This window comes from Lachnoanaerobaculum gingivalis (assembly GCF_003862475.1).
Taxonomy (GTDB): Bacteria; Bacillota; Clostridia; order Lachnospirales; family Lachnospiraceae; genus Lachnoanaerobaculum; species Lachnoanaerobaculum gingivalis.
In genome coordinates this window covers 133690-154690 of record NZ_RRCO01000004.1, presented here as the reverse complement: position 1 = coordinate 154690, position 21001 = coordinate 133690, and the positions used below count along the sequence as shown (strand labels likewise).

General features: G+C 38.0%; 16 protein-coding genes. 6 read left to right on the top strand and 10 right to left on the bottom strand.

Going from position 1 to position 21001, the window contains the following annotated elements; all coding sequences use genetic code 11:
* The first annotated feature begins 143 nt into the window (after positions 1–143).
* From EHV10_RS09335 to EHV10_RS09325, 3 genes are all read left to right on the top strand, one after another.
* The gene (locus EHV10_RS09335) at positions 144–443 is read left to right on the top strand and encodes an HU family DNA-binding protein (RefSeq protein WP_255347314.1); all 300 of its coding nucleotides are present in this window, start codon (positions 144–146) and stop codon (positions 441–443) included.
* A complete protein-coding gene (locus EHV10_RS09330; RefSeq protein WP_007591079.1) occupies positions 443–682 on the top strand; it encodes an RNA-binding S4 domain-containing protein in 240 nt (79 codons plus the stop codon). Before EHV10_RS09335 ends, EHV10_RS09330 begins: the two co-directional genes overlap by 1 nt.
* A 94-nt stretch (positions 683–776) precedes the next feature.
* Positions 777–1664, top strand: a complete 888-nt coding sequence (locus EHV10_RS09325) for a class I SAM-dependent methyltransferase (RefSeq protein ID WP_128674418.1) — start codon at positions 777–779, stop codon at positions 1662–1664.
* A gap of 94 nt (positions 1665–1758) precedes the next feature.
* Here the strand turns inward: EHV10_RS09325 and EHV10_RS09320 are convergent, their stop codons facing one another.
* The 6 genes from EHV10_RS09320 to EHV10_RS09295 all read right to left on the bottom strand — a co-directional run bounded on the left by EHV10_RS09320 (position 1759) and on the right by EHV10_RS09295 (position 9294).
* The gene (locus EHV10_RS09320) at positions 1759–3078 is read right to left on the bottom strand and encodes an HAD-IIIA family hydrolase (protein WP_128674417.1); all 1320 of its coding nucleotides are present in this window, start codon (positions 3076–3078) and stop codon (positions 1759–1761) included.
* A complete protein-coding gene (locus EHV10_RS09315) occupies positions 3075–4034 on the bottom strand; it encodes a carbohydrate kinase family protein (protein WP_128674416.1) in 960 nt (319 codons plus the stop codon). Before EHV10_RS09315 ends, EHV10_RS09320 begins: the two co-directional genes overlap by 4 nt.
* Before the next feature lie 51 nt (positions 4035–4085).
* Positions 4086–5492, bottom strand: coding sequence for a sodium-dependent transporter (locus EHV10_RS09310; RefSeq protein ID WP_128674415.1), 1407 nt, complete (start codon positions 5490–5492; stop codon positions 4086–4088).
* A 63-nt stretch (positions 5493–5555) separates the two neighbouring features.
* A complete protein-coding gene (gene msrB, locus EHV10_RS09305; protein WP_128674414.1) occupies positions 5556–6503 on the bottom strand; it encodes a peptide-methionine (R)-S-oxide reductase MsrB in 948 nt (315 codons plus the stop codon).
* Positions 6504–6606: 103 nt separating this feature from the next.
* Positions 6607–6999: an RrF2 family transcriptional regulator gene (locus tag EHV10_RS09300; protein WP_128674413.1), complete on the bottom strand. Its 393-nt coding sequence runs from the start codon at positions 6997–6999 to the stop codon at positions 6607–6609.
* Between the two features lie 192 nt (positions 7000–7191).
* Positions 7192–9294, bottom strand: coding sequence for a flavocytochrome c (locus EHV10_RS09295; RefSeq protein ID WP_128674412.1), 2103 nt, complete (start codon positions 9292–9294; stop codon positions 7192–7194).
* A gap of 206 nt (positions 9295–9500) precedes the next feature.
* Between EHV10_RS09295 and EHV10_RS09290 the strand changes: the two genes are divergently transcribed.
* Positions 9501–10448: a 3-hydroxyacyl-CoA dehydrogenase gene (locus tag EHV10_RS09290; RefSeq protein WP_128674411.1), complete on the top strand. Its 948-nt coding sequence runs from the start codon at positions 9501–9503 to the stop codon at positions 10446–10448.
* 181 nt (positions 10449–10629) lie between these two features.
* Here the strand turns inward: EHV10_RS09290 and EHV10_RS09285 are convergent, their stop codons facing one another.
* The 3 genes from EHV10_RS09285 to sdaAB form a co-directional block, all read right to left on the bottom strand.
* Complete coding sequence (locus tag EHV10_RS09285) at positions 10630–12384, bottom strand: IS1182 family transposase (protein ID WP_128674410.1); 1755 nt, start codon at positions 12382–12384, stop codon at positions 10630–10632.
* Positions 12385–12521: 137 nt separating this feature from the next.
* The gene (sdaAA, locus tag EHV10_RS09280; protein ID WP_128674409.1) at positions 12522–13391 is read right to left on the bottom strand and encodes an L-serine ammonia-lyase, iron-sulfur-dependent, subunit alpha; all 870 of its coding nucleotides are present in this window, start codon (positions 13389–13391) and stop codon (positions 12522–12524) included.
* An 8-nt stretch (positions 13392–13399) separates the two neighbouring features.
* The gene (sdaAB, locus tag EHV10_RS09275) at positions 13400–14065 is read right to left on the bottom strand and encodes an L-serine ammonia-lyase, iron-sulfur-dependent subunit beta (RefSeq protein WP_128674408.1); all 666 of its coding nucleotides are present in this window, start codon (positions 14063–14065) and stop codon (positions 13400–13402) included.
* 278 nt (positions 14066–14343) lie between these two features.
* Here sdaAB and EHV10_RS09270 point away from each other — a divergent pair, with 278 nt between their 5' ends.
* Together EHV10_RS09270 and upp are read left to right on the top strand one after the other, a co-directional pair.
* The gene (locus EHV10_RS09270) at positions 14344–15219 is read left to right on the top strand and encodes a hypothetical protein (protein ID WP_128674407.1); all 876 of its coding nucleotides are present in this window, start codon (positions 14344–14346) and stop codon (positions 15217–15219) included.
* 69 nt (positions 15220–15288) lie between these two features.
* Complete coding sequence (gene upp / locus EHV10_RS09265; RefSeq protein ID WP_128674406.1) at positions 15289–15918, top strand: uracil phosphoribosyltransferase; 630 nt, start codon at positions 15289–15291, stop codon at positions 15916–15918.
* Between the two features lie 118 nt (positions 15919–16036).
* Here the strand turns inward: upp and EHV10_RS09260 are convergent, their stop codons facing one another.
* Positions 16037–20986, bottom strand: coding sequence for an InlB B-repeat-containing protein (locus tag EHV10_RS09260; protein WP_128674405.1), 4950 nt, complete (start codon positions 20984–20986; stop codon positions 16037–16039).
* Between the last annotated feature and the right edge of the window lie 15 nt (positions 20987–21001).

Below are 21001 nucleotides of genomic sequence, written 5' to 3'. Positions count from 1 at the left end.
ATGGCTTTTTTGCTTTATTCTTCTTGACAAATCAGCCTAAACAGACTATATAAATTATGTTATGAGTGGTATCATATCTCATAATGATTCTATATTGCCGACTAAATTCGGCAGTAATATTTTAGTATAATGTTTAGAACATTATTTTTAGGAGGAAGAAAATGAATAGAACAGAGTTAATCGATGCTATTGCTAAGAAGATGGATAATTCCGTTACAAAGAAGGACCTTGAGGCTACACTTAAGTCTTTTGTAGAAGTTGTTACAGAAGAGCTTGCAAAGAAGGAAAAGATCCAGCTTGTTGGTTTTGGTACATTTGAGACATCTGTAAGACCTGCAAGAGAAGGAAGAAACCCAAGAACAGGTGAGACAATGAAGATTGCCGAGAGCGTAGTTCCAAAGTTCAAGCCGGGTAAGGCACTAAAGGATGCTGTTAATAAATAATGCGTATTGACAAGTTTTTAAAGGTTTCACGAGTAATCAAAAGACGCACAATAGCCAATGAAGCATGTGATGCCGGAAGAGTTCTTATCAATGATAAGGTCGTTAAAGCATCTGCTGAAGTAAAAGTAGGGGATATTGTAGAAGTATTATTCGGTGGCAAGTCTGTAAAATTTGAGGTACTTTCCTTGAAGGAAACTACTAAAAAAGATGAGGCACAGGAATTATTTAAATATCTTTAGTAAATAGCCGGCTTAGCCGGCATAGACAATGCCGTATTAGGTTGTAAAATCAACCAAGCGGCATTTTTTATAATAAAAAACAGAGAGAAATATTATGTGGATTGCAGATAATTGGAAGGACTATGAAATACTGGATACTTCAAACGGCGAAAAGCTTGAGAGATGGGGAGATTATATACTGGTAAGACCCGATCCTCAAGTGCTCTGGAACACGGAGCATACACATCCTGCATGGAAGAAGAAAAACGGTCACTACCATAGAAGTAAAGCAGGTGGCGGACATTGGGAATTTTTTAATCTTCCGGATACCTGGAGTATCGACTATGAACTGCCTTCATCAAAAATAACATTTAATCTAAAGCCTTTTACATTCAAACATACAGGTGTATTCCCCGAACAGGCTACAAACTGGGATTTCAGTTATAATAAAATAAAAGATGCTATAAATAAAAACCGTAAAATCAAAGTACTCAACCTTTTTGCATATACCGGCGGTGCTACTCTTGCCGCCGCCGCTGCAGGCGCTAATGTTACACATGTAGATGCCAGTAAAGGTATGGTAGGCTGGGCAAAGGAAAATATGGTAAGTTCCGGACTTTCAAATGCTCTTATCAGATGGCTTGTGGATGATTGTATAAAGTTTGTACAAAGAGAAATCAGACGCGGAAATACCTATGATGCCATAATAATGGATCCGCCTTCATACGGAAGAGGTCCTAAGGGTGAAATATGGAAAATAGAAGACTCCATATATGAATTTATAAAGCTGACAACACAGTTGCTTAGCAAAGAACCGCTCTTCTTCCTTATAAACTCATATACCACCGGGCTGGCACCGGGTGTACTGACCTACATGATGAAGAAGTCTTTAGAAGAAAATAAGCTTCCTGCCGCAAGCATAGAAGCTATGGAAATAGGGCTACCTGTTAATAAATCAGGTTTTGTTCTGCCATGTGGTGCAAGTGCAAGATGTACTTGGTAGGATAAAATTTTAGAGGCTGTATTTTACAATAATATGTAGATGTTTTTAAACTGCTGCTATAATTGTATTTACAAGCCTCTTATTTTTAACTTTCTTATCTAAAATCTTTAATTATCTTCTCCACCGCATCAAGAAGATTGTCCGCCTCAATATCACAGCTTCTATCGTATTTACCGTCATTTCCAGCAAAACCTGTGTCTACAAGCACTGATTTTATTCCGGCATTTCTTGCCGTCTCAAGATCCATTGTAGAGTCTCCAACCATATATGACTTTGAAAGATCAATATTGTATTTCTTTACTGCCTCTTCTATCATACCTGTTTTCGGTTTTCTGCATTCACAGTCAAATTTCAATTCAGGTACTTCACCCTCAAATCCTTTATCCGGATGATGTGGACAATAAAAAATATCGTCTACAAAAGCTCCCTTTTCGCCAAGAAGAGTCTTTAACTTATTATGAATATTGTGAAGTTCTTCAAAGGAACACTCGCCTCTTGCAATAACAGGTTGATTTGTTATAACTATTGCCAGTGCCCCGCTCTTATTAATCGCCTTTATAGCATCAATCGTACCCGGAATCAGTTCCAGATCATCAGCTTTTGATATGAATCCCTTTGAAACATTCATAGTACCGTCTCTGTCAATGAAGACAGCTCTTTGCTTATTCTTTAAATTCTTTGACTGAATAAGTCCGCTCTTTAACTCCTCCACTGTAGCTTTTATTCTGTCTACGGTACCGACATCCTTCACATACTCAGGTGTATGATATGCATAAATATTTGCTCCCAGTTTAACCTGATTTGCAAGTATGTCCTTCTCAAAATCGGTCTTTACAGGTTCTTTGACTAAGTCAAGCAGTCTTTTGTTTATTATATAGATACCTGCATTGACCATATTGTCATACCAGTAATCTCTTACATTGTGCTTTGAATCAAATCCTATAACTCTTCCGGTATCATCCGTCTGAATAAGATCAGAATCATATGGATGCCCGTTCGGATGTGCGAGAAGAGTAGTAAGAGCTGAATTTTTGAAATGAAAATCTTCCATTCTGTCAAAATCCATATCAAAGAAAACATCTCCGAAAATAAGCATGAAATCCTTGGCATCCGTTTTATCTTTCAAATAATAAAATGCCCCTGCAGTGCCAAGCGGCTCATTTTCAAAAATATAGTCAATCTCAACTCCGAAGTCTTTTCCGTCCTTGAAGTGATCTACAATTTTTTCACCCAAATGCCCTACAATCATTACTATCTTTTTGATTCCATAGGCTTTTAACTTCTCCACCTGATATTCAAGTAAAGGTTTGCCGTCCACCGGCACCATGGGCTTTGGTATTTCATCATTTGTTATACTTAAAAGTCTGCTGCCCTTTCCACCTGCCATTATTACCGCTACATCAATATTTTTCATTGTTTTAACCTCTCTAAAGTTTCATCAAGCGAAGGAATACTCACAATTCCACCTCTTTTTTCAACACAAAGACTTGCTACAGCATTTCCAAATCTTGCAATATCATACATCTGTTTTGAAGTTATATTATCAAGATCCATATTTTCACTTAAAAATCTTGCAAGCAGACCTCCCCAGAAGGAATCTCCGGCTCCTGTAGTATCCACAACATTACTCTTAAATCCAGGTACTTCCACATATCCCGCTTTTGAAACGACCAATGCACCCTTTTCTCCAAGAGTAACTACAACAAGTTTTCTTCCTCTTTCTACCAAATACTTACCTGCTTCAAGCGGTTCTTTGTATGGTGTAAGAAGAGATGTTTCTTCATCAGATATTTTCATAATATCAGCAAACTCAGACATCAATCTCATCATTTCCATGGCCTTATCCACGCTGTCCCACAGCGGCTCACGGTAATTTGGATCATAGGATATAATTGCTCCTGCTTCCTTAGCAAGCTTTACGGCCTCAAATGTAGCACTTCTTGAAGGCTCATCTGTAAGAGAAAGTGAGCCCACATGAAATACCTTAGTATCTGATAGAATATCTTTATTTATCTCATCTATACTGAGTCTCGTATCCGCCCCGGGCTTTCTTGCAAATGAGAAGTTTCTCTCTCCTGTTATTGAAAGACTTACAAAAGCCAAGGTGGTAAATACAGAAGGGTCGGTAATCAATCCGCTTGTATCAATAGGTACACTGTCAAGTACGCTTCTTAAAAAGTCTCCATGCATGTCGGCACCTATCTTACCTATAAACGCCGTTTTTAATCCGGATCTTGATACGGCGGTCAACATATTTGCAGGTGCTCCTCCCGGATTTTGCTCAAAAAGTCTCATGCCTGCCGAAGACAGTCCTGCAGGTGTAAAATCAATCAATAATTCTCCTAATGCAACTACATCCAATTTTTTCATTGAAAACTCCATTCTTTGTAAAGTCAAATATGAGCATATACTAAGCCGGTTTTACAGGCTGATAAATCCCAAGGTGTTTAATATTGCACTCACCAATATTACAATTAAAAATATCGGTGCAAACACCCTCATTACTATATTATAAAGCTTTTTTCTCTTAAATGCGGAAGAATATGAAATTTCATCATCAATTTTTTCTAATTTAATAACCCTTACCACCAAATAGCATGTGGCAAGTGCAGCTATCGGCATCATAATAGAGTTTGTAAGGAAATCAAGGAAGTCAAGTATCGGCATCTTAAATATCAAAACAAAATCCCATATACCGTATCCTGCCGCAGATGAACCTCCGACAAATACCATTATAACAGCCATTAAAATAACAGACTTATTTCTGCTTAAATTAAGCTCGTCACAGAAAGTCGATATACTGGTTTCCACAAGTGATATGGCGCTTGTAAGTGCAGCCAAGAGTACAAGTAAGAAAAATCCTATACCTGCAATACGCCCTGCTCCCATGCTCTCAAAAACCTTCGGCAATGTAATAAACATAAGTGAAGGTCCCGCCTTAAGCTTTGCAGGGTCACCGCCTGAGAATGCAAATACTGCCGGGATAACCATAAGTCCTGCCAAAACAGCCACACCCGTATCCACAAGCTCCACTCTTGAAGTAGATATCTCCACATCCACATCTCTTGTCAGATACGAACCGTAGGTGTACAAAATACCCATAGCAATGGACAGAGAATAAAACATCTGTCCAAGTGCCGCAACCACCGTCATTAAAGAAAAGTTACTGAAATTCGGAACAAAGAAATACTTTACTCCTGCCATAGCACCCGGTCTTGTTACCGAATAAGCGGCAACAATAATTGCAAGTATGATAAGCAGAGGCATCATTATTTTTGACACTCTCTCAATTCCCTGCTCCACACCTCCAAGTATTACAACGAACGTAGCTGCTGCAAATATTATAAACCAAAAGAATACTGTCTTTGTATCCCCTATAAAGCTACCGAAATACCCGTCACTTGCAAGTCCTGATACATTTCCCTTTATATACTCCACCAGGTATTTTACTACCCAACCTCCTATTACGCTATAATAAGGCACAATAAGCACAGGTACTATAGCATTTATAAATCCGCCCACCTTAAGTATCTTGCTGTTTCCAAACTGATTGAATGCACCTATAGCACTTCTCTTTGTCATTCTTCCTATGGTGGTCTCTGACATAATCATTGCATATCCGAATGTCAGAGTAAGGACAAGGTAAGTCAATAAAAACATACCTCCACCGTACTTTGCCGCCAAATACGGAAATCTCCAGATATTTCCAAGGCCTACCGCAGAACCTGCCACAGCCAAGATATATCCAAGACCTCCTGAGAAATTCGCTCGTTTTTCAGTTGTCTTTTCAAGTTTCGTCTCTTCACCGTATTTAAAATTGTCAGTCATATTCATCCCCTTTATTTTTCTTTGTTTAGACTAACATTTTAAATGCTTTTTTACAAGGACAATTTACTTTGAAACGTACTCGATCAGATAACCGTATCCCTCTTCTTCCATTTTATCTAAAGGAATAAATCTAAGTGCCGCAGAATTAATGCAATATCTTAATCCGCCAAGCTCACTTGGGCCGTCATTAAACACATGTCCAAGGTGAATATCGGCGTTAGAGCTTCTTACCTCAATCCTTCTTCTCCCAAGACTTAAATCCTCTTTGTAATGCACCAAATCCTTTTGTATAGGCTTTGAAAAACTTGGCCATCCACATCCCGATTCAAACTTATCTGTAGAAAAGAATAACGGTTCCCCCGAAGTAATATCTACATATATTCCTTTTTCAAAATTTGAATTAAATTCATTGTCAAAAGGTCTCTCGGTAGCCGCATTCATAGTTACATCATATTGTAGAGCGCTAAGTCTGTTTTTTAGAACCTCATCATCATCCTTTTTATATTCCTCCGACCTTACTATAGGCTCGTTTGCCCAAGCAAGATTTATATGACAATATCCGTTAGGATTTTTGTCAAGGTAATCTTGATGATACTCTTCCGCAGTATAAAAGTTTTCAATCGGCAATACTTCTACCGCAATTTTTTCATTAGACTTTCTTTGCTCTCTTTCTATTGCCTCATTTATTGTCGGTAACTGAGCTTCATCTGTATAATAAATTCCCGTTCTGTACTGTGTTCCCACATCATTTCCCTGTTTGTTTACGCTGACGGGATCTATTATTCTAAAATAATATATTAATAAATCCTCAAGACTTAATACACTATCATCATAATCAATCAAAACCGTTTCCGCATGTCCTGTATTGTGCCTGCAAACCTCCTCATAGCTTGGATTTTGCGTATTTCCGTTTGCATAGCCGCAACTTGTATCCACCACACCTTTAATTCTTTTAAAGTATCCTTCAACACCCCAAAAGCAACCGCCTGCAAGATATATTCTATTTATCATAATCTGTCTCCTTAAAATTTTAATTTATAAAAATATTATAGCACTTTAATGCTTTTTAACAATTAGATTTTTTGCAATTCTTTGCAAATAAAAAAGGACAAACCTATAAAAGTTTATCCAAAGTAGTTTTCTGTAATTCTCTGTTCAATGCGCTTTGTATCCTTGTAAACTCTTTGTTCAACATACATTCTCCGCATCTGTTATTGATACAATCAAAGCCTTCTCTTATACATTCCGTGATACTCATGTCCTCACCCAAAGCAATACATATATCAAATAATGTAGTATATGAAAGATCACATTTTAAATAGTATCCGCCGTTTACGCCTCTCATACTTCCAATCAATTTCGACTTCAACAGACTGTTTAAAACTTTATACGTAATAGCTTGTGGTAAATGTTCTTTTTTAGCCACCTCCGTTGCCGAAACCTTTGTCCCCTCTTTTAATGCTCTGATAATTCTTACAGCATAGTCCATTTCCCTGGTTATTAACAATTTGTCCCCCTAAATGCTTACTCTGTCTTTGTAGCACACTATAGTTGCTTAACATATAGATATTAGCATAAAGTACTTATTTTATCTATGTTAATTTATGATTTTTTTTGGATAATTTTAACATAATTTATACCGATAGTTTTTTTGTAAAAAGCCGATATCAAAAAGACATCGGCTTTAGTATAAATTTAACTACTGCAATGTAGCATTCTTTATAGCGTCACTTACACCCTTTGAAGTAATAGATGCTCCGGCTACGCTGTCAACCTTGAACTCACCGCTTGACTGCATTTTTCTCTTTATTTTCTCCATAGCCTTTCCTCCTATTTCGGCGGTTTCCTTTCCTCCGCTTATAGAAAGATCGTTTACTATACCGTCTTTAACGGTAAATGTGACTTCCACATCTCCGCCAAATCCCTTTGCAACTCCTTTATAAGAACCGTCCTTAAGATCTGTCTTAATATCCTGTGGAACAAAGTTTGCATCTTCGTTTTCTACAACTATAGTTCTTTCGGTATTTCCGCCGTTTGCAAGTACATATCCGTTTGCATTATCACCTGAAATACGTCCGAATACTACTATATCCGCTACAGCATTTCCACCTAATCTGTTTCCACCATGTACTCCGCCTACTACTTCACCTGCGGCATAAAGCCCCGGAATAACACTTCCGTCTTCTTTTAAAACCTGAGTTTCTTTATTTATCTTTACACCGCCCATTGTATGATGAATAGCCGGCTTTGCAAGTCCTGCAAAGAAAGGCGCCTTTGTAAGAGGTACTTCCATACTCTTTCTTCCAAATTCGCTATCCTCACCGGCTTCCTGCATTGAGGCATACTTATTCATAGTAGCTACAAGATTCTCTTTATTTATGCCTGTTTTTTCAGCAAGTTCTTCTATTGTATTTGCTTCTACAATAATTCCTTCATTTATATATTTTTCTATAGCACTGAGAGATTCTCTTACAGCTGTATCAAAAACAAGCCAGCTCTCTTCATTTGGCTGTGCAAGTATTGACGCGGAAACAACATCTCTTGTCTCAAGTTCGTTTACAAAACGATTTCCTTCGTCATTTACCAGTATAGCACCGTTACCACGCACACCTTCCGTATACATAGTTGCTGTATTCGGGTTTACGGTAGGATGAGTTTGAATTTGCTCAATATCAGTAAGTCCGGCTCCTAATTCAAGCGCCATTTCTATACCGTCACCTGTAGCTCCCGAATGATTTGTTGTAATAAATCCTGCAAGCTGTGGCGCATATTTTACTACCATATCGGGATTTGCTCCGAAGCCTCCTGTAGCAAGTATAACAGCTTTGGTATTTATAACAAACTCTCCGTTTTCATCCTCAGCCTCTACTCCTGTTATATTTCCGTCCTTATCGGCAATTATCTTTGTTGCCTTTGTTTCAAGTAAAACAGGGATTCCAAGTTCATCAAGCTTGGCATTTAAAGTCTTTACAAGCATCGGTCCTACTGCAGATGTATCACTTGGTCTGTGTATTCTTTTTACGCTTGCTCCACCGAACTGAGCAACTACAGAAAGATCTCCGCCTATTTCATTTACCCAGTCAACTGCCGCAGCTGAATTTTCCACCAATGTTCTTACAAGTTCAGGATCGTTTAAATTCTTACCGCCCTTCATTGTATCTTCATAGAACAAATCATTGCTGTCCTCTATACCGTCTCTCTTTTGATACTGAGTTTCAGAAGCATTCAAACCGCCTGTAGCTCTTACAGTGTTACCGCCCGTGATAGGCATCTTCTCCAAAATAACTACATTTGTAGCGCCTTTTTGAGCGGCTTCTATAGCCGCACTCATACCTGCACCGCCTGCACCTATTACTACTATATCTGCAGACTTTACTTCCATATATTTTTTAACTTCTTTACCCTGAGCCTTAAGTAAAGCCTTTTTCAATGCTCTTTTCAAAGCTGTGGAAGTGACTGTTGCACCGCTTACAGAGTCAATTTCAGTATCAAGTGCGGTTTTCATCTGTGCATTGAGTTTTTCAACAGCTGCTCCTCCTATATCCGGAGTTTCTTTAGCCCCTTCAAATGAAATATCTTCTATTCCGTTTTCACCGACTGTTACTATTGCTTTTACTTTTCCTCCAAATCCCTTTTCCGATGCGGAATATGTGCCGGCAATATATTTGATATTATCTTTTATAATCTTTCTGATACCATCAGTAACCGGAAAAGCTATTATAATAGTAATAACAGCGGCCAAAATCATTAAACAGAGCCCCAAAGTGTTACCACTGTTTCGTTTTTTCGGTTGCTTACCCATTTAAAACCTCCTTAAACCTCTTACAATTTTACCGCTACATTATATACTATATTTTTATAAAGTTAAAGTTTCAGCATTAAAAACTTTATTTATATAGTGAAATATATTCACAAATCAATAAAAAAGTGTTATAATAAATTTTATACAATTAAATATTGTACATTTGTGATAATCTTTGTCCTTTATTAGGATATTAAGGAGGTAGTATGAAGAATATAACAGTTGCAGGTGGTGGTGTTCTTGGCTCACAGATAGCATTTCAAACAGCTTTTTGCGGTTTTAATGTAAAGATATGGCTTAGGAGTGAAGAATCTATAGGTAGAACAAAGCCAAAATTGGATAGATTATATAATATATACAAACATACATTAAATGAGGCTAAGAAAAGTCTTGGATCAGGAGTTTCATTGCCAAGGGGATTGGCTCCGGATTCAGGATCACTTACAGAATCAGATATAGATAAACTTCTGGAAGCTACAGAGAAAGCTTACAAAGAAATAGTTCTCACTACAAGTTTTGAAGAGGCTTGTAAGGATACCGACCTTATAATTGAAAGCATGGCTGAAAATCCTGAAGCAAAAACAATATTCTATAAAGCTTTAGATCCATATCTTGAGGAAAAGACAATAGTCGCCACAAACTCTTCAAGTATGATTCCAAGTCAATTCCGTGATTGTCTTAGCAGACCGGAAAAATACCTGGCCATTCATTTTGCTAATAATATATGGATCAGCAATACTGCTGAAATTATGGGACATGATGGTACAGACAGGGATGCATATGAAGCTGTGGCTAAATTTGCATCAGATATTAAAATGATTCCGCTTCGTCTTACAAAAGAGCAACCCGGATATATATTAAATTCCATGCTGATACCTTTTTTGAATGCCGGACAGATGCTACTTGCAAAGGAAGTTGCGGATCCAGCTACTATTGATCTTACATGGAGAATGGGTACCGGATCACCTTATGGTCCTTTCCAGATTCTTGATATAATCGGTTTAAATACTGCTCTTAATGTAGTATCTAATGATCCGCTTTCAAAGGATCCAAATACTGTTCAAGGTAAGATAAAAGCAATTCTTGAAAAATATATTTCAGAGGGTAAAACAGGTATAAATGCCGGTGAAGGATTCTATAAATATAATAAATAATAAAATAAGGAGCTGTCGGGAAATACTGAATTTTAATCCCTACAGAACTAAATAGAAATATCCTGACAAATACAAGGCATTTTGGCTTTGTGACTTTGTCAGGATATTTTGTTTTTCTATTATACTGTCTATTTTTGGGCACAAAACCCCCTTAGCAGAAATTTTGCTTTTGCATTTTTTACTATGCGGTTTTCTCCTGTAGTTTTCCTTCAAATTTCTTTAGTTTTGCGTAGAGAAAACGATGATATTTATTTATATTTCTTCCTATTGCAAAAAGCATAAATTCTTTATATACCTTATCTGAAGAACGATAGTTAAAGCGTCGGAAATCTTCATTTTCTTTAATATCTCCAAAATGACCTTCCGTTTGAATAGAGCGTGTCTGTCGTTTCAGAATACCTTTTTCACTCTGTATGTTAGTATGTGACTTCTCTCGAAGCTCTTCCCATACTTCATTGATCTTCATCACTTTGTTCTTATCAACATCTTTATCAGGATTATATTTGTATAAGCATTTAGACTTATGTTCACATCCACTACAGTCTGAACATCCATATACTTCATATGTTTGTGTATAACCATTCTGTCTTTTCTTTTCAGTGTTGATATGTCTCAGTTCACGACCGTCATGACAGATATAGACTTGTTCATCCTCAAATACCATTGTCTTCATGTTGTAGTATTTACCTATATCGTTACTGTATGCTCTTGTTTTTCTTTTCTCATGATCCTGCAGTTTTATATAACTGTCTATCTTATTTTCTTTTAGATATAAGAGATTTTTCTCACTACAATAACCGCTGTCTGCTGTCACTTCTTCAAGTACTTCTCCAAATGCTTCCTTATGCTTTTCAAGGACCGGAATTAATGTATTATAATCTGTACGATCATTACTTACATAACTATGTACAATAAAATAATTCTCTACTGCTATCTGTACATTGTATGCAGGCTTTAGCTGCCCGTTCAACATATGATCTTCCTTCATTCGCATAAAGGTTGCTTCCAAATCGGTTTTGGAATAGCTGTTTCTATCTTTCCCCATAATTTCAAAGCATTCTTTATAGCCCATTAGTCTCTGTCCACAATGTTCAAGTTCTTCATAAAGTTGTTGAAGTTTTGGCTTTCTCTTACCCTTTCCGTTAACAAATACAATGCCTTCTCCGTCAGCAATTGTCATAAGATTTTTCTGGAGCTTAAGTATTTCAAGAGGAGAACAGTTATCAATCTCTATAATACGGTTATTAGATAGCTTTTTATGTTTTGTAATCTTTCTTTTTCTGTTCTTTTCAATAATATCTCTAACTCTATCAATCCCGTCAATCACAAACATTTGTGCATTTCCAAGCTCGTACTTTTCGCCAAATCCATTATCTTTTATAAAAGAATTATAGCTTGAATAAAGCTTATCAATAGAATCTAGAAGACCTGCAAGATGATAATTAATGCTTCCACGCCATACAAAAGTATAACGATTAGCATTAGCTTCTATTTTCGTTCCATCAATAAACAACTCTTTTAATGTTACAAATCCTTCTTTTTGTAATCGTCTCATAAACTGATAGTTTAAGTCATCCAGGATACCTGAAGTAAGTTTCTTACTTTTAAAATCATAAAAAGCATCTCTTTTAGGCTTCCTCCCTTGAGTAAGCCAGATAAAAGCAATATCTCTTTCACATAAATCCACAATACGATCAATAGAGCGTATTCCTCGCATATTTGCATAAGTAATAACTGCATACATCATGATCGGGTTGTACCCTGTTCTTCCCTTGTCCGAACAATTGGCTAACAGTCCGGAAAAATCTAAATCCTCCATAACTTTTTTTAGGGTATAGACTGGATCGTCATTGGGCAAACTCAATTCATATAAGCTAAAGTTGATTTTCTGTTGACCTATTTCAAAAAAGTCGTTATAATAATTAACTGTGAGCATAGTTACATTATAACATGTAACGGAGAAAGATGGTTGTCGTTAGCCATCTTTTTTTATGTAAAAATTTAGGGAAGAGCGACTCATTTTGAGTTACTCCTCCCTATTTTATGACTGCCATTTCCCGACAGCCCCCTTTTTTATCTGCAACCTCCACAGGCATCACACGCACTTTTTGTTACCGCACATCCGCCAAGTGCTGTTTCTCTAAGTTCTACAGGCATTCTCTTACCTACCCTATACATAGTCTCAAGCATTTCATCAAAAGGTATAAGCTGCTTTATTCCTGCCATTGTAAGTTCCGCCGCCACCAAAGCATTTGCTACTCCGGAAGCATTCCTGTTTTGACATGGATACTCTACCAGTCCACCTACAGGGTCACAGACAAGTCCAAGCATATTCATAAGCACTGTTGATGATGCATCCAAACATTGAGAAGGGCTTCCTCCCATCAGTTCAACAGCACCTGCCGCCGCCATGGCTGCCGCTACACCCATCTCCGCCTGACAACCTCCCACAGCTCCTGCTACAGTGGCATTTCTCATTGCAAGATATCCTATTGCACCCGCTGTAAATAATGCATCTATTATTTTCTCATCAGAAAAAGAATATACATCCTGCATTGCCAATAAAACTCCGGGAACTACTCCTGATGAACCTGCGGTAGGAGCCGCAACTATAAGTCCCATAGAGGCATTGCACTCCAAAACTGCCATTGCATACATTACAGCCTTTGAAAGCACCTGACCGCCTATATTTTTCTCCTGCTTTTGATATTCGCTAAGCTTTTTTGCCTCACCGCCTATAAGTCCTCCCATTGATTTTATCGGTGTATTTATAGGTAATGTTGAAGCGTCTCTCATAATCTCAAGAACCCTTTTCATTTTACTTATTATTTCTTCTTTTGAACTTGTACTCTCGTCACATTCCCTTTTTTTCATTACATCGGAAATCGACATATTTTTTTTATCACAAAGTTCCAGAAGTTCTTTTGCATTAATAAAATCCATAAACTCTCCTATTGAACTATCATTACCTGTGATATATGTTCATTTTTATATAATCCGGGTTTAATATCGGGCGGTATCATTTCATCCGATTCTATAATAGTATATGCTTTATTTCCCTTTGACTCTCTGTAAAGCTTCATAAATGCAATATTTATATTATGCTCGCTCAAAATCTTACTGATATATGCTATAACTCCCGGTCTGTCACGGTGTACCAAAATGATTGCGCTGTACTCACCTGAAAAATCTATATCAACCTGATCTATCTTTACTATTCTTACCTTACCGCCACCAAGTGACTCACCTCTGACTGTAACCTTTCTCCCCTCTTCATCTTCCATACATACATCAACCGTATTCGGATGAATCTCGGTAATCTCACTGTTAGGTGTAAATTTGTACTCTATTCCTCTTTCAGTAGCAATACTGAAAGAATCACGTATTCTTACATCATCTGTACCGAATCCCATAAGTCCGCCAAGCAATGCTCTATCCGTACCATGCCCTTTATAAGTCTTTGCAAAGGAGCCGTAGAGTATAAACTCTACCTTTTTGGGATTTCCACCTATCATCTTTCTTGCCAAGAATGCAATTACACATGCTCCTGCCGTATGTGAACTTGAAGGCCCTATCATATTCGGCCCAAGCACATCGAAAACGCTGATAAATGCCATATTATCTCCTATTATTTATAATATATTTATTATATATTGAATTCGCTATAACGCCTATAGCATTATCACCCTACATATTACAAACTGTTTTAAATGAATCCTGTGTTATATAAAATTCCTTATTTATTCGCATTATTTTAACATATTTAAAAATGAAAGCAAACATATTATAAAAACTACAGTGGCAGTATTTTTTAAAATCTAATTTATAATTAAGATTTCTTTTTTCTGTTTTCATGTATAATGTATTTGAAGAAATCAAATCATATGGAGGTAAAATGAAGAAACTATTATTATATTTAACAATTCTTGCATTACCTGTTATAAGTGCAGGATGCAAAAGTAAGGATACTTCAGATTTGAAAAGTATTATGACCACAGAAGCTAACGGTGCCATGTCACCTACTACTACCGCTGCCGAGGGTGCTAACGGTGCTATGTCACCAACCACAATTGCACCTACAAGTGATAGTAAAGAGTCTTCCTCTTTGGCTGAAACAAAATCCGATAAAACAACTACCGCTGAGAAGAAATCATCTTCCAAATCAAGTGTTACTGAAAATTCGCAGAGCTATTCCAAGGATAAATCAAAAATCTCTTATCCTAAACTTAGCGGAATCGACTCTAAAATAGAATCATCAGTAAATAAAGCTATTGAGGATAATGCCAAACTTGCTTTGGATTCATTTGCTTCAAGTGCCGGTTCAACCGTTGAATTAAAGTATAATGTAAAAAATCAAAGCAGAAACAGAATGAGTATAGTTTACACCGGAACGCTTAAATCAGTAAATGAAAGTAAAAAGATTATTTTTACAAATAATATAAATCTTGATACAGGTGAAAGTATAGGTCTTATAGATTTTGCCGATCCGCTTACCATTGCAAACTATATACTCTCAGATGATGTTGAACTTGAAAATGCTACAAACTCTCAGGCTGCAGGCTTTACAGAATATAAAAAGACATTAACTGTTGATACTCTGAAGGCCTTGCTTGAGGATGCGGATTTTCCACTTATAAAGAAAAATGATGTGAATGAAGGTTTCCCAAAGCTTTTCTCTTACGAATCAGGCGGTGATATTTTTATAGCTATACCTCTTTCTCATGAACTTGGTGACTATGTACTTGTAAAATATTCTCCAAGCACTAAATAATTTTTTCTATGTACTTATGTATTTATTTGCTCTATAATAAGGGAAGCAAATTTTAGATTGAGGTGTAAAATGTCAAAAGTTTATATTAATAAGCATCCGTTGGTTCAACACAAAATATCAATTCTTCGTGATAAGAACACAGGAACCAATGAATTCAGATCTCTTGTAGGTGAAATTGCAATGTTGATGGGATATGAAGCCTTAAACGACCTTCCTACAGAAGAAGTTGAAGTAGAAACTCCACTTGAAAAATGTATGACTGAAATGATTTCAGGTAGAAAAATAGCAATAGTACCTATACTTAGAGCCGGACTCGGTATGGTTGACGGTATTTTACAGCTTGTGCCGGCATCAAAGGTGGGACATATAGGACTTTACAGAAATGAAGAAACTCATACACCTGTAGAGTATTATTGTAAACTGCCAAGTCCTATTGAGGAGAGAATAATAGTGGTTACAGATCCTATGCTTGCAACAGGGGGTTCCGCTATAGATGCTATATCTCAAATCAAGAAGCATGGCGGTAAGAAAATAAAATTCATGTGTATAATAGCCGCACCTGAAGGTCTTAAAGCTCTTGAAGAGGCTCATCCTGATGTACAGATATATGTAGGTCACCTTGACAGACAACTTAATTCGGACGCTTATATTTGCCCGGGACTTGGAGATGCCGGTGACAGAATATTCGGAACAAAGTAAATAAATTATTGCGGCCACCTTCGGGTGGCTGTTTTATAAAAACAGAGGAGCCACACTTTCGTGTGACTCCCCTTTTTTATTTTCGGACTGAAAATCTACAAGTTTTATAAACTATAGATTATCTCCAAGCTCCGCTTTCATTTACATGATAACCGTCAGGTGTAGTTTCATTCTGGTACATTGAACCAAGCGGTCTTGAGTTCACATTACCAAAATTCCATCTGCCTGTTGCATTATCAAAGAACCATGTCTGTGCAGGTGCTGTAGGATTCAAGAAGTAGTACTCTCCTCCTATCTTGCTCCAGTTTGTATGCATAGCACCGCTTGAAGAATCAAGGTAATACCATCTTCCGTCCTGGCCGTCATGATGCCATCCCTTAATCATCTCACCAAAGAATCCGTTGTGATTCATTGACAGATAATACCATGTACCTCCGTCTAAGAACCATCCTGAATTCATGATTCCGTCCTCAGCGAAGTGATACCACTCAGACTTTGTCTTTCCTTCGTAAGTATAGCTTAAGTATGCCCAACCCTTAGCTCTTGTGCCATTTGTAAGGTTGAATACCCACTTGCTGCTGTCAGGATTTGCTGTAGCTTCTACAGGATTTGTAAGCTCCCAGTTACCGTCGTAGCCAACTCTAAGACCTGCTGTATATACGCTTGATCTTCTGCTTGCATTTCCTGAGCCGCCGCCTGAACCGCCACGGCCTCCTCGACCGCCGCCACCGTTTGGTACTCTTCCGCCTGCATCAACCACTGCATCATTAAGTGCCTTAATAGCTGCTATAAGCTCAGGTGTAGATGACTTTCTGTTCATTCTGTCAATTACAGCCTGTGCCGCATTGATAGCCGCCTGAAGTGCTGCTCTCTTTACAGGGTCATTGATTCTGTTTAACTGATTGTTTGCATTCTTTATAGCCGCCTTTAAATCAGACTCCGCTTTTCTACGCTCAGCCTTATCATTTGAATAGTAAACATAGATTGTCTCATCAGCTGTCACACGAAGAGTAGGGTCATAAGGATCATACATTCCTCTGTCCTTACTTAATCCCTCGTAATGCCATGTAATACCGTCATTGTCTACATAGTCTGACTGTATTGCGCTTGCATAAAGTGATGCATAATCATTTACTACCTTATTACTTGCTATTGTAAGTCTTGTTACAAGGTGATTATCTCTTCCGTCTATTACTTTTACCTTAAATGTACTTGCCGGTAAAACATATCCGAATACATAGTTCATTCCACTCTCAAATTCAAAGTTGAACTCTCCTGTGTATGCACTTCCTGCATTCTCATAATCTCCATGTTCCTCATTAAAGGTAGGAGCTGTTGCTGTTGCATTTGACGGTGTTGCTGAATAGAACTTATATTCTCTATCCTGCATCAATACTCCTGTCTCAACTACTCCTGATAACTTTGTTCCACTTGGTAAAGCATAATCTTCCCATGTGCTTGTTAAAGGATTTTCCTTTTGTACTCTTGCACTTACCTGGAATTCTCCTCTATATGAGTCATCTCCTATAGCATCCGCCATCTGAGTTCTCAAAGTACTTCCTACCGGTGTCTTATCAATTACTATTCGGAAATTTCCTGAGTCTGTGATAACCGGCTGTATAATTCCCACATTTCTGCTCGGACTTACTCCGTTATTATACTGTACAGGAGCCCATGTCTGTCCCGGTGTTGAATATACTGCCTGTATTGTTACAGGATTGTTCGGCATATCGAATGTCAAACGCTGGTTTGTTGCCGCATTCATATTTGGCAGAGGTCCACCACTAACGATATTCCAATGATCAAATAATTGACTGTTATTATCAAGACCGCTTGCCTCTATCTCTACCTGTGTATCTTTTAAAAGTCCCTGTAAAACTGCAGGATCTGTTGATGCAACTCCGTTTATCTTGAAGTTACTTATTGCAGGTGCATTGTTTGCAATAGCTGTTATATTAAATCTGTTTACAGCCAATCCGATGTTTGATGTATCAACAGGTAATGCTGCTCCGTCTGCTATACGTGCTGCAGGTGTCACATTTGTTCCTGTTGTTCGTGGTACAACTCTGTATATTGTATTCGGATTTAAGTTATTAAATGTTATAGGTGCTCCCGGTGCACTTGGTGTTGTAAACGGGTGCACTACATTTCCTGACGGATCTACCAATGCATAGTCGGTATTTGGTGATGTAGGATTTATTGTTATCATCGCCTGCCCTGCATTTGAAGGATCCTGTGATACTGTAGGTGTAACAGCTACAGGTATTGTAGCCGGTGCTGAAGGTCCTGCTACAGTTGTTATACTTGAAGGTATCGGTGCTCCTACTACTATACCTCCCGCATCTGTTGTAGGAACTGTACTTACATGGTAAGTATTTCCTGCCTGTATTGCAGGATCTGTAACTAAACCTCCCTCTCTCATTACATCTGCGCCTGATATTGTTGCTACAACATTTCCTGAAGGATCCGTTATAACATACGTAAGTCTTAAATCCATCGGTGCAGGTGTTGCAGGATCTATAGTTATTGTAGGAGCTCCTGTTGTAGAATTTAAGCTTCCCGTAACATTCGGTACATATGCTGCTACCGGTGTTGTACTCTCTCCATAAACATATAAATCTTTTCCTGCAAGTGTTGAAAGATCTACAGTTGCCGTATCTATAGGTGTGAGGTTCAATCTTCCTGTTAACGGATCCACAGTACCTTCATACCACTTCGGTGTATATCCGCTTTCCACGCTTATACCGTTATGAGCCTCATCTGTATAATCCTGAATCTCACTCCATGGAATATTAACTCTATCCACACCTGAAGCATCTTTTCTAGGTATCTCCGCTACACTTCCGTTTAACAGTCCTATATGGCTGTCTCCCTCATGGAGAGTGTATTTATACCATGCATTTTGATCTTTCTTAAAGCTGGCTATAAGAGAGATTATATTTGTAGTTCCCGGTGTTATCTGTGTTAAAGTTGCCTCACCGTTTGAATTAAAGCTTACTTCCTGACCTTTATATGTCCATTTGTCAAATAAATATCCTGCATTAGGAACAGGTGTAGGTAAGTCGCTTCTCTTTATGTCAAGATCATACTTAAGTGTAACAGGATTGATATTCTTTCTTATCAATCTTGGGAATGTTCCTCCGTTTGTAAGATAGTTGTCATATGTAATGCTGCTTCCGCCACTTGTTACATAAAGATCTCCACCTTCCAAAGACGCTGCCGATAACTCTGTAACGGCATTAGGATCTTGAGTATACTTTACTGTAAGCACAAAGTTGTCTGCAGGTCCGTTTGTTGATACTACATACTTAGGACTTGCAGCACTCCATGTGGCATATAAACTTGATATAGGAGTTGTATATGATGATGACCAGCTTGCCGCATCATCTACCTCTATACTTGGATGTGCCAGGTAACTTGTGAGTTCAGGTGCCTCTATTGTCATGTTGTATGCTGAACCTGTATTGTTTGCCTTTGCATAAATCATCTGTACAGGATTTGTTCCGTTTGCTTCTTTATAGAATGTTCCTGTTACTTCTGTTCCCGGTGCATCCGGCACTGCATTTCCGGCATCAGCCAACTTATCAAGCACCTTCTGTGTTATGTTGTTTCCCTGATCGTCCTCATACTTTACCTTTAAAGTTACAAAGTATGCAGGGTTCGGTATGTAGTTAAAAGTAATTGTAACAGGCTGATTAAGCATTGTTCCCACTACTTTTCTTGCATCTACATCATGTCCGGCATCTCCTACCATATTTGCTTCGGTAGTAATCTTTCTAAGATTATTTGCCGCATCATCCTTTGCCGGAATCAAGTTTCTTATAACACTTGGTGTTCCGCCGCCTACTGCCGGTGATGTGAAATATCCGTCCGCATTCGGTTTTCCGTTACCATATGTTACCGTTATTGGGTTTGTAGCATCAAGGATATATCTTGCAGGAGTATAGTTTGTTGTTCCTGTTGCAGGATCTTGAAACTTCTTTGGTAAGATAAGATTTAAATTACCCTGAAGCGGCACATTCTGGCTTGTTCCGTATATTGTAGCTGGAATATTTGTTATATCCTCGATCTTTTTTCCTGCCTCAATTGCTGCAACTTCCGTAACTGTACGAGGCACAGTATATAATGGTGAGTTAGCATCTGTTTGTACTGTTCCGGTAGGTAATCCTGCATGATATGTAGCTACTGCTGCTGAGTTCTTAAACACAGAGTCCTGTACTGTAATACCGTTTGTCTGAGTAGGGTCAACAACATACTTATATGTTATCTCTACACCTTTATTTATAGATGTTCCTGTAACATACTTTGAGTCCGTATCATACGCTATATGTGTTTTTGATACATCAAAGTTATCCTGTAAAACAACTGTCTTACCGCCATCACCGTCATCTGTAGTACTTACATTTACTACTTTATATCCCGGAATTGTAAGAGGTGCCACTGATATACCTGACATTACAGGCACATTTCTATCAGGTACATTCTTAAATGCAGGAATTGCACTTGCATCATCAAGTCCCGGTATATAGTATCCGCTTGCAGCACTTGATTTTACATGATTGACCTTATAATAATAAGTTTTTGTATTATCAGGTCCAAGCTCTGCATAGTATGTCTGACCTCCATATGGATATATTGCAGGTACCTGATTCATATAAGGACTTGCTATACCGTTATTCTGTCTTGGATACCATGCTGTAATCAAATATCCGGTTAACCCTCTCTGATCCCAGTTAAGTGCCGATGCATCACCGGTTGCCTGAAATGTTTTGGTTGCATCAAAAGCTCCGCTGTCATTCATATATGGCAATGCAATAGCACCTGTTCCGGTGTTTACCTGAAGTCCTGCAGGTGCCGGTGCTGTTGGAATAACAGCTCCTGCTGTTCCGCTTAATGTTAAATCACTTGCGAAACGATCTACCGATTCATTCTTTCCGGTAAAATTAAACTGTATTTCTCCTGCTCCCGGAGCAGCTGCATATGCCGGCATTGCCGGTGCGAGCATGGCAAGAGCCATACTCGCAGACAATGCGGCAGCTATTTTTGCTTTTATTGTCTTTCTTTTCATTTTTTCTCCTACGTC

What these genes read in the sequence shown, in the direction of transcription:
- EHV10_RS09330 (WP_007591079.1), top strand. Translation starts at nt 443, where the DNA reads ATGCGTATTGACAAGTTTTTAAAGGTTTCACGAGTAATCAAAAGACGC.
- EHV10_RS09325 (WP_128674418.1), top strand. Translation starts at nt 777, where the DNA reads ATGTGGATTGCAGATAATTGGAAGGACTATGAAATACTGGATACTTCA.
- EHV10_RS09320 (WP_128674417.1), bottom strand. Translation starts at nt 3,078, where the DNA reads ATGAAAAATATTGATGTAGCGGTAATAATGGCAGGTGGAAAGGGCAGC.
- EHV10_RS09315 (WP_128674416.1), bottom strand. Translation starts at nt 4,034, where the DNA reads ATGAAAAAATTGGATGTAGTTGCATTAGGAGAATTATTGATTGATTTT.
- EHV10_RS09310 (WP_128674415.1), bottom strand. Translation starts at nt 5,492, where the DNA reads ATGACTGACAATTTTAAATACGGTGAAGAGACGAAACTTGAAAAGACA.
- msrB (WP_128674414.1), bottom strand. Translation starts at nt 6,503, where the DNA reads ATGATAAATAGAATATATCTTGCAGGCGGTTGCTTTTGGGGTGTTGAA.
- EHV10_RS09295 (WP_128674412.1), bottom strand. Translation starts at nt 9,294, where the DNA reads ATGGGTAAGCAACCGAAAAAACGAAACAGTGGTAACACTTTGGGGCTC.
- EHV10_RS09290 (WP_128674411.1), top strand. Translation starts at nt 9,501, where the DNA reads ATGAAGAATATAACAGTTGCAGGTGGTGGTGTTCTTGGCTCACAGATA.
- EHV10_RS09285 (WP_128674410.1), bottom strand. Translation starts at nt 12,384, where the DNA reads ATGCTCACAGTTAATTATTATAACGACTTTTTTGAAATAGGTCAACAG.
- sdaAA (WP_128674409.1), bottom strand. Translation starts at nt 13,391, where the DNA reads ATGGATTTTATTAATGCAAAAGAACTTCTGGAACTTTGTGATAAAAAA.
- sdaAB (WP_128674408.1), bottom strand. Translation starts at nt 14,065, where the DNA reads ATGGCATTTATCAGCGTTTTCGATGTGCTTGGGCCGAATATGATAGGG.
- EHV10_RS09270 (WP_128674407.1), top strand. Translation starts at nt 14,344, where the DNA reads ATGAAGAAACTATTATTATATTTAACAATTCTTGCATTACCTGTTATA.
- upp (WP_128674406.1), top strand. Translation starts at nt 15,289, where the DNA reads ATGTCAAAAGTTTATATTAATAAGCATCCGTTGGTTCAACACAAAATA.
- EHV10_RS09260 (WP_128674405.1), bottom strand. Translation starts at nt 20,986, where the DNA reads ATGAAAAGAAAGACAATAAAAGCAAAAATAGCTGCCGCATTGTCTGCG.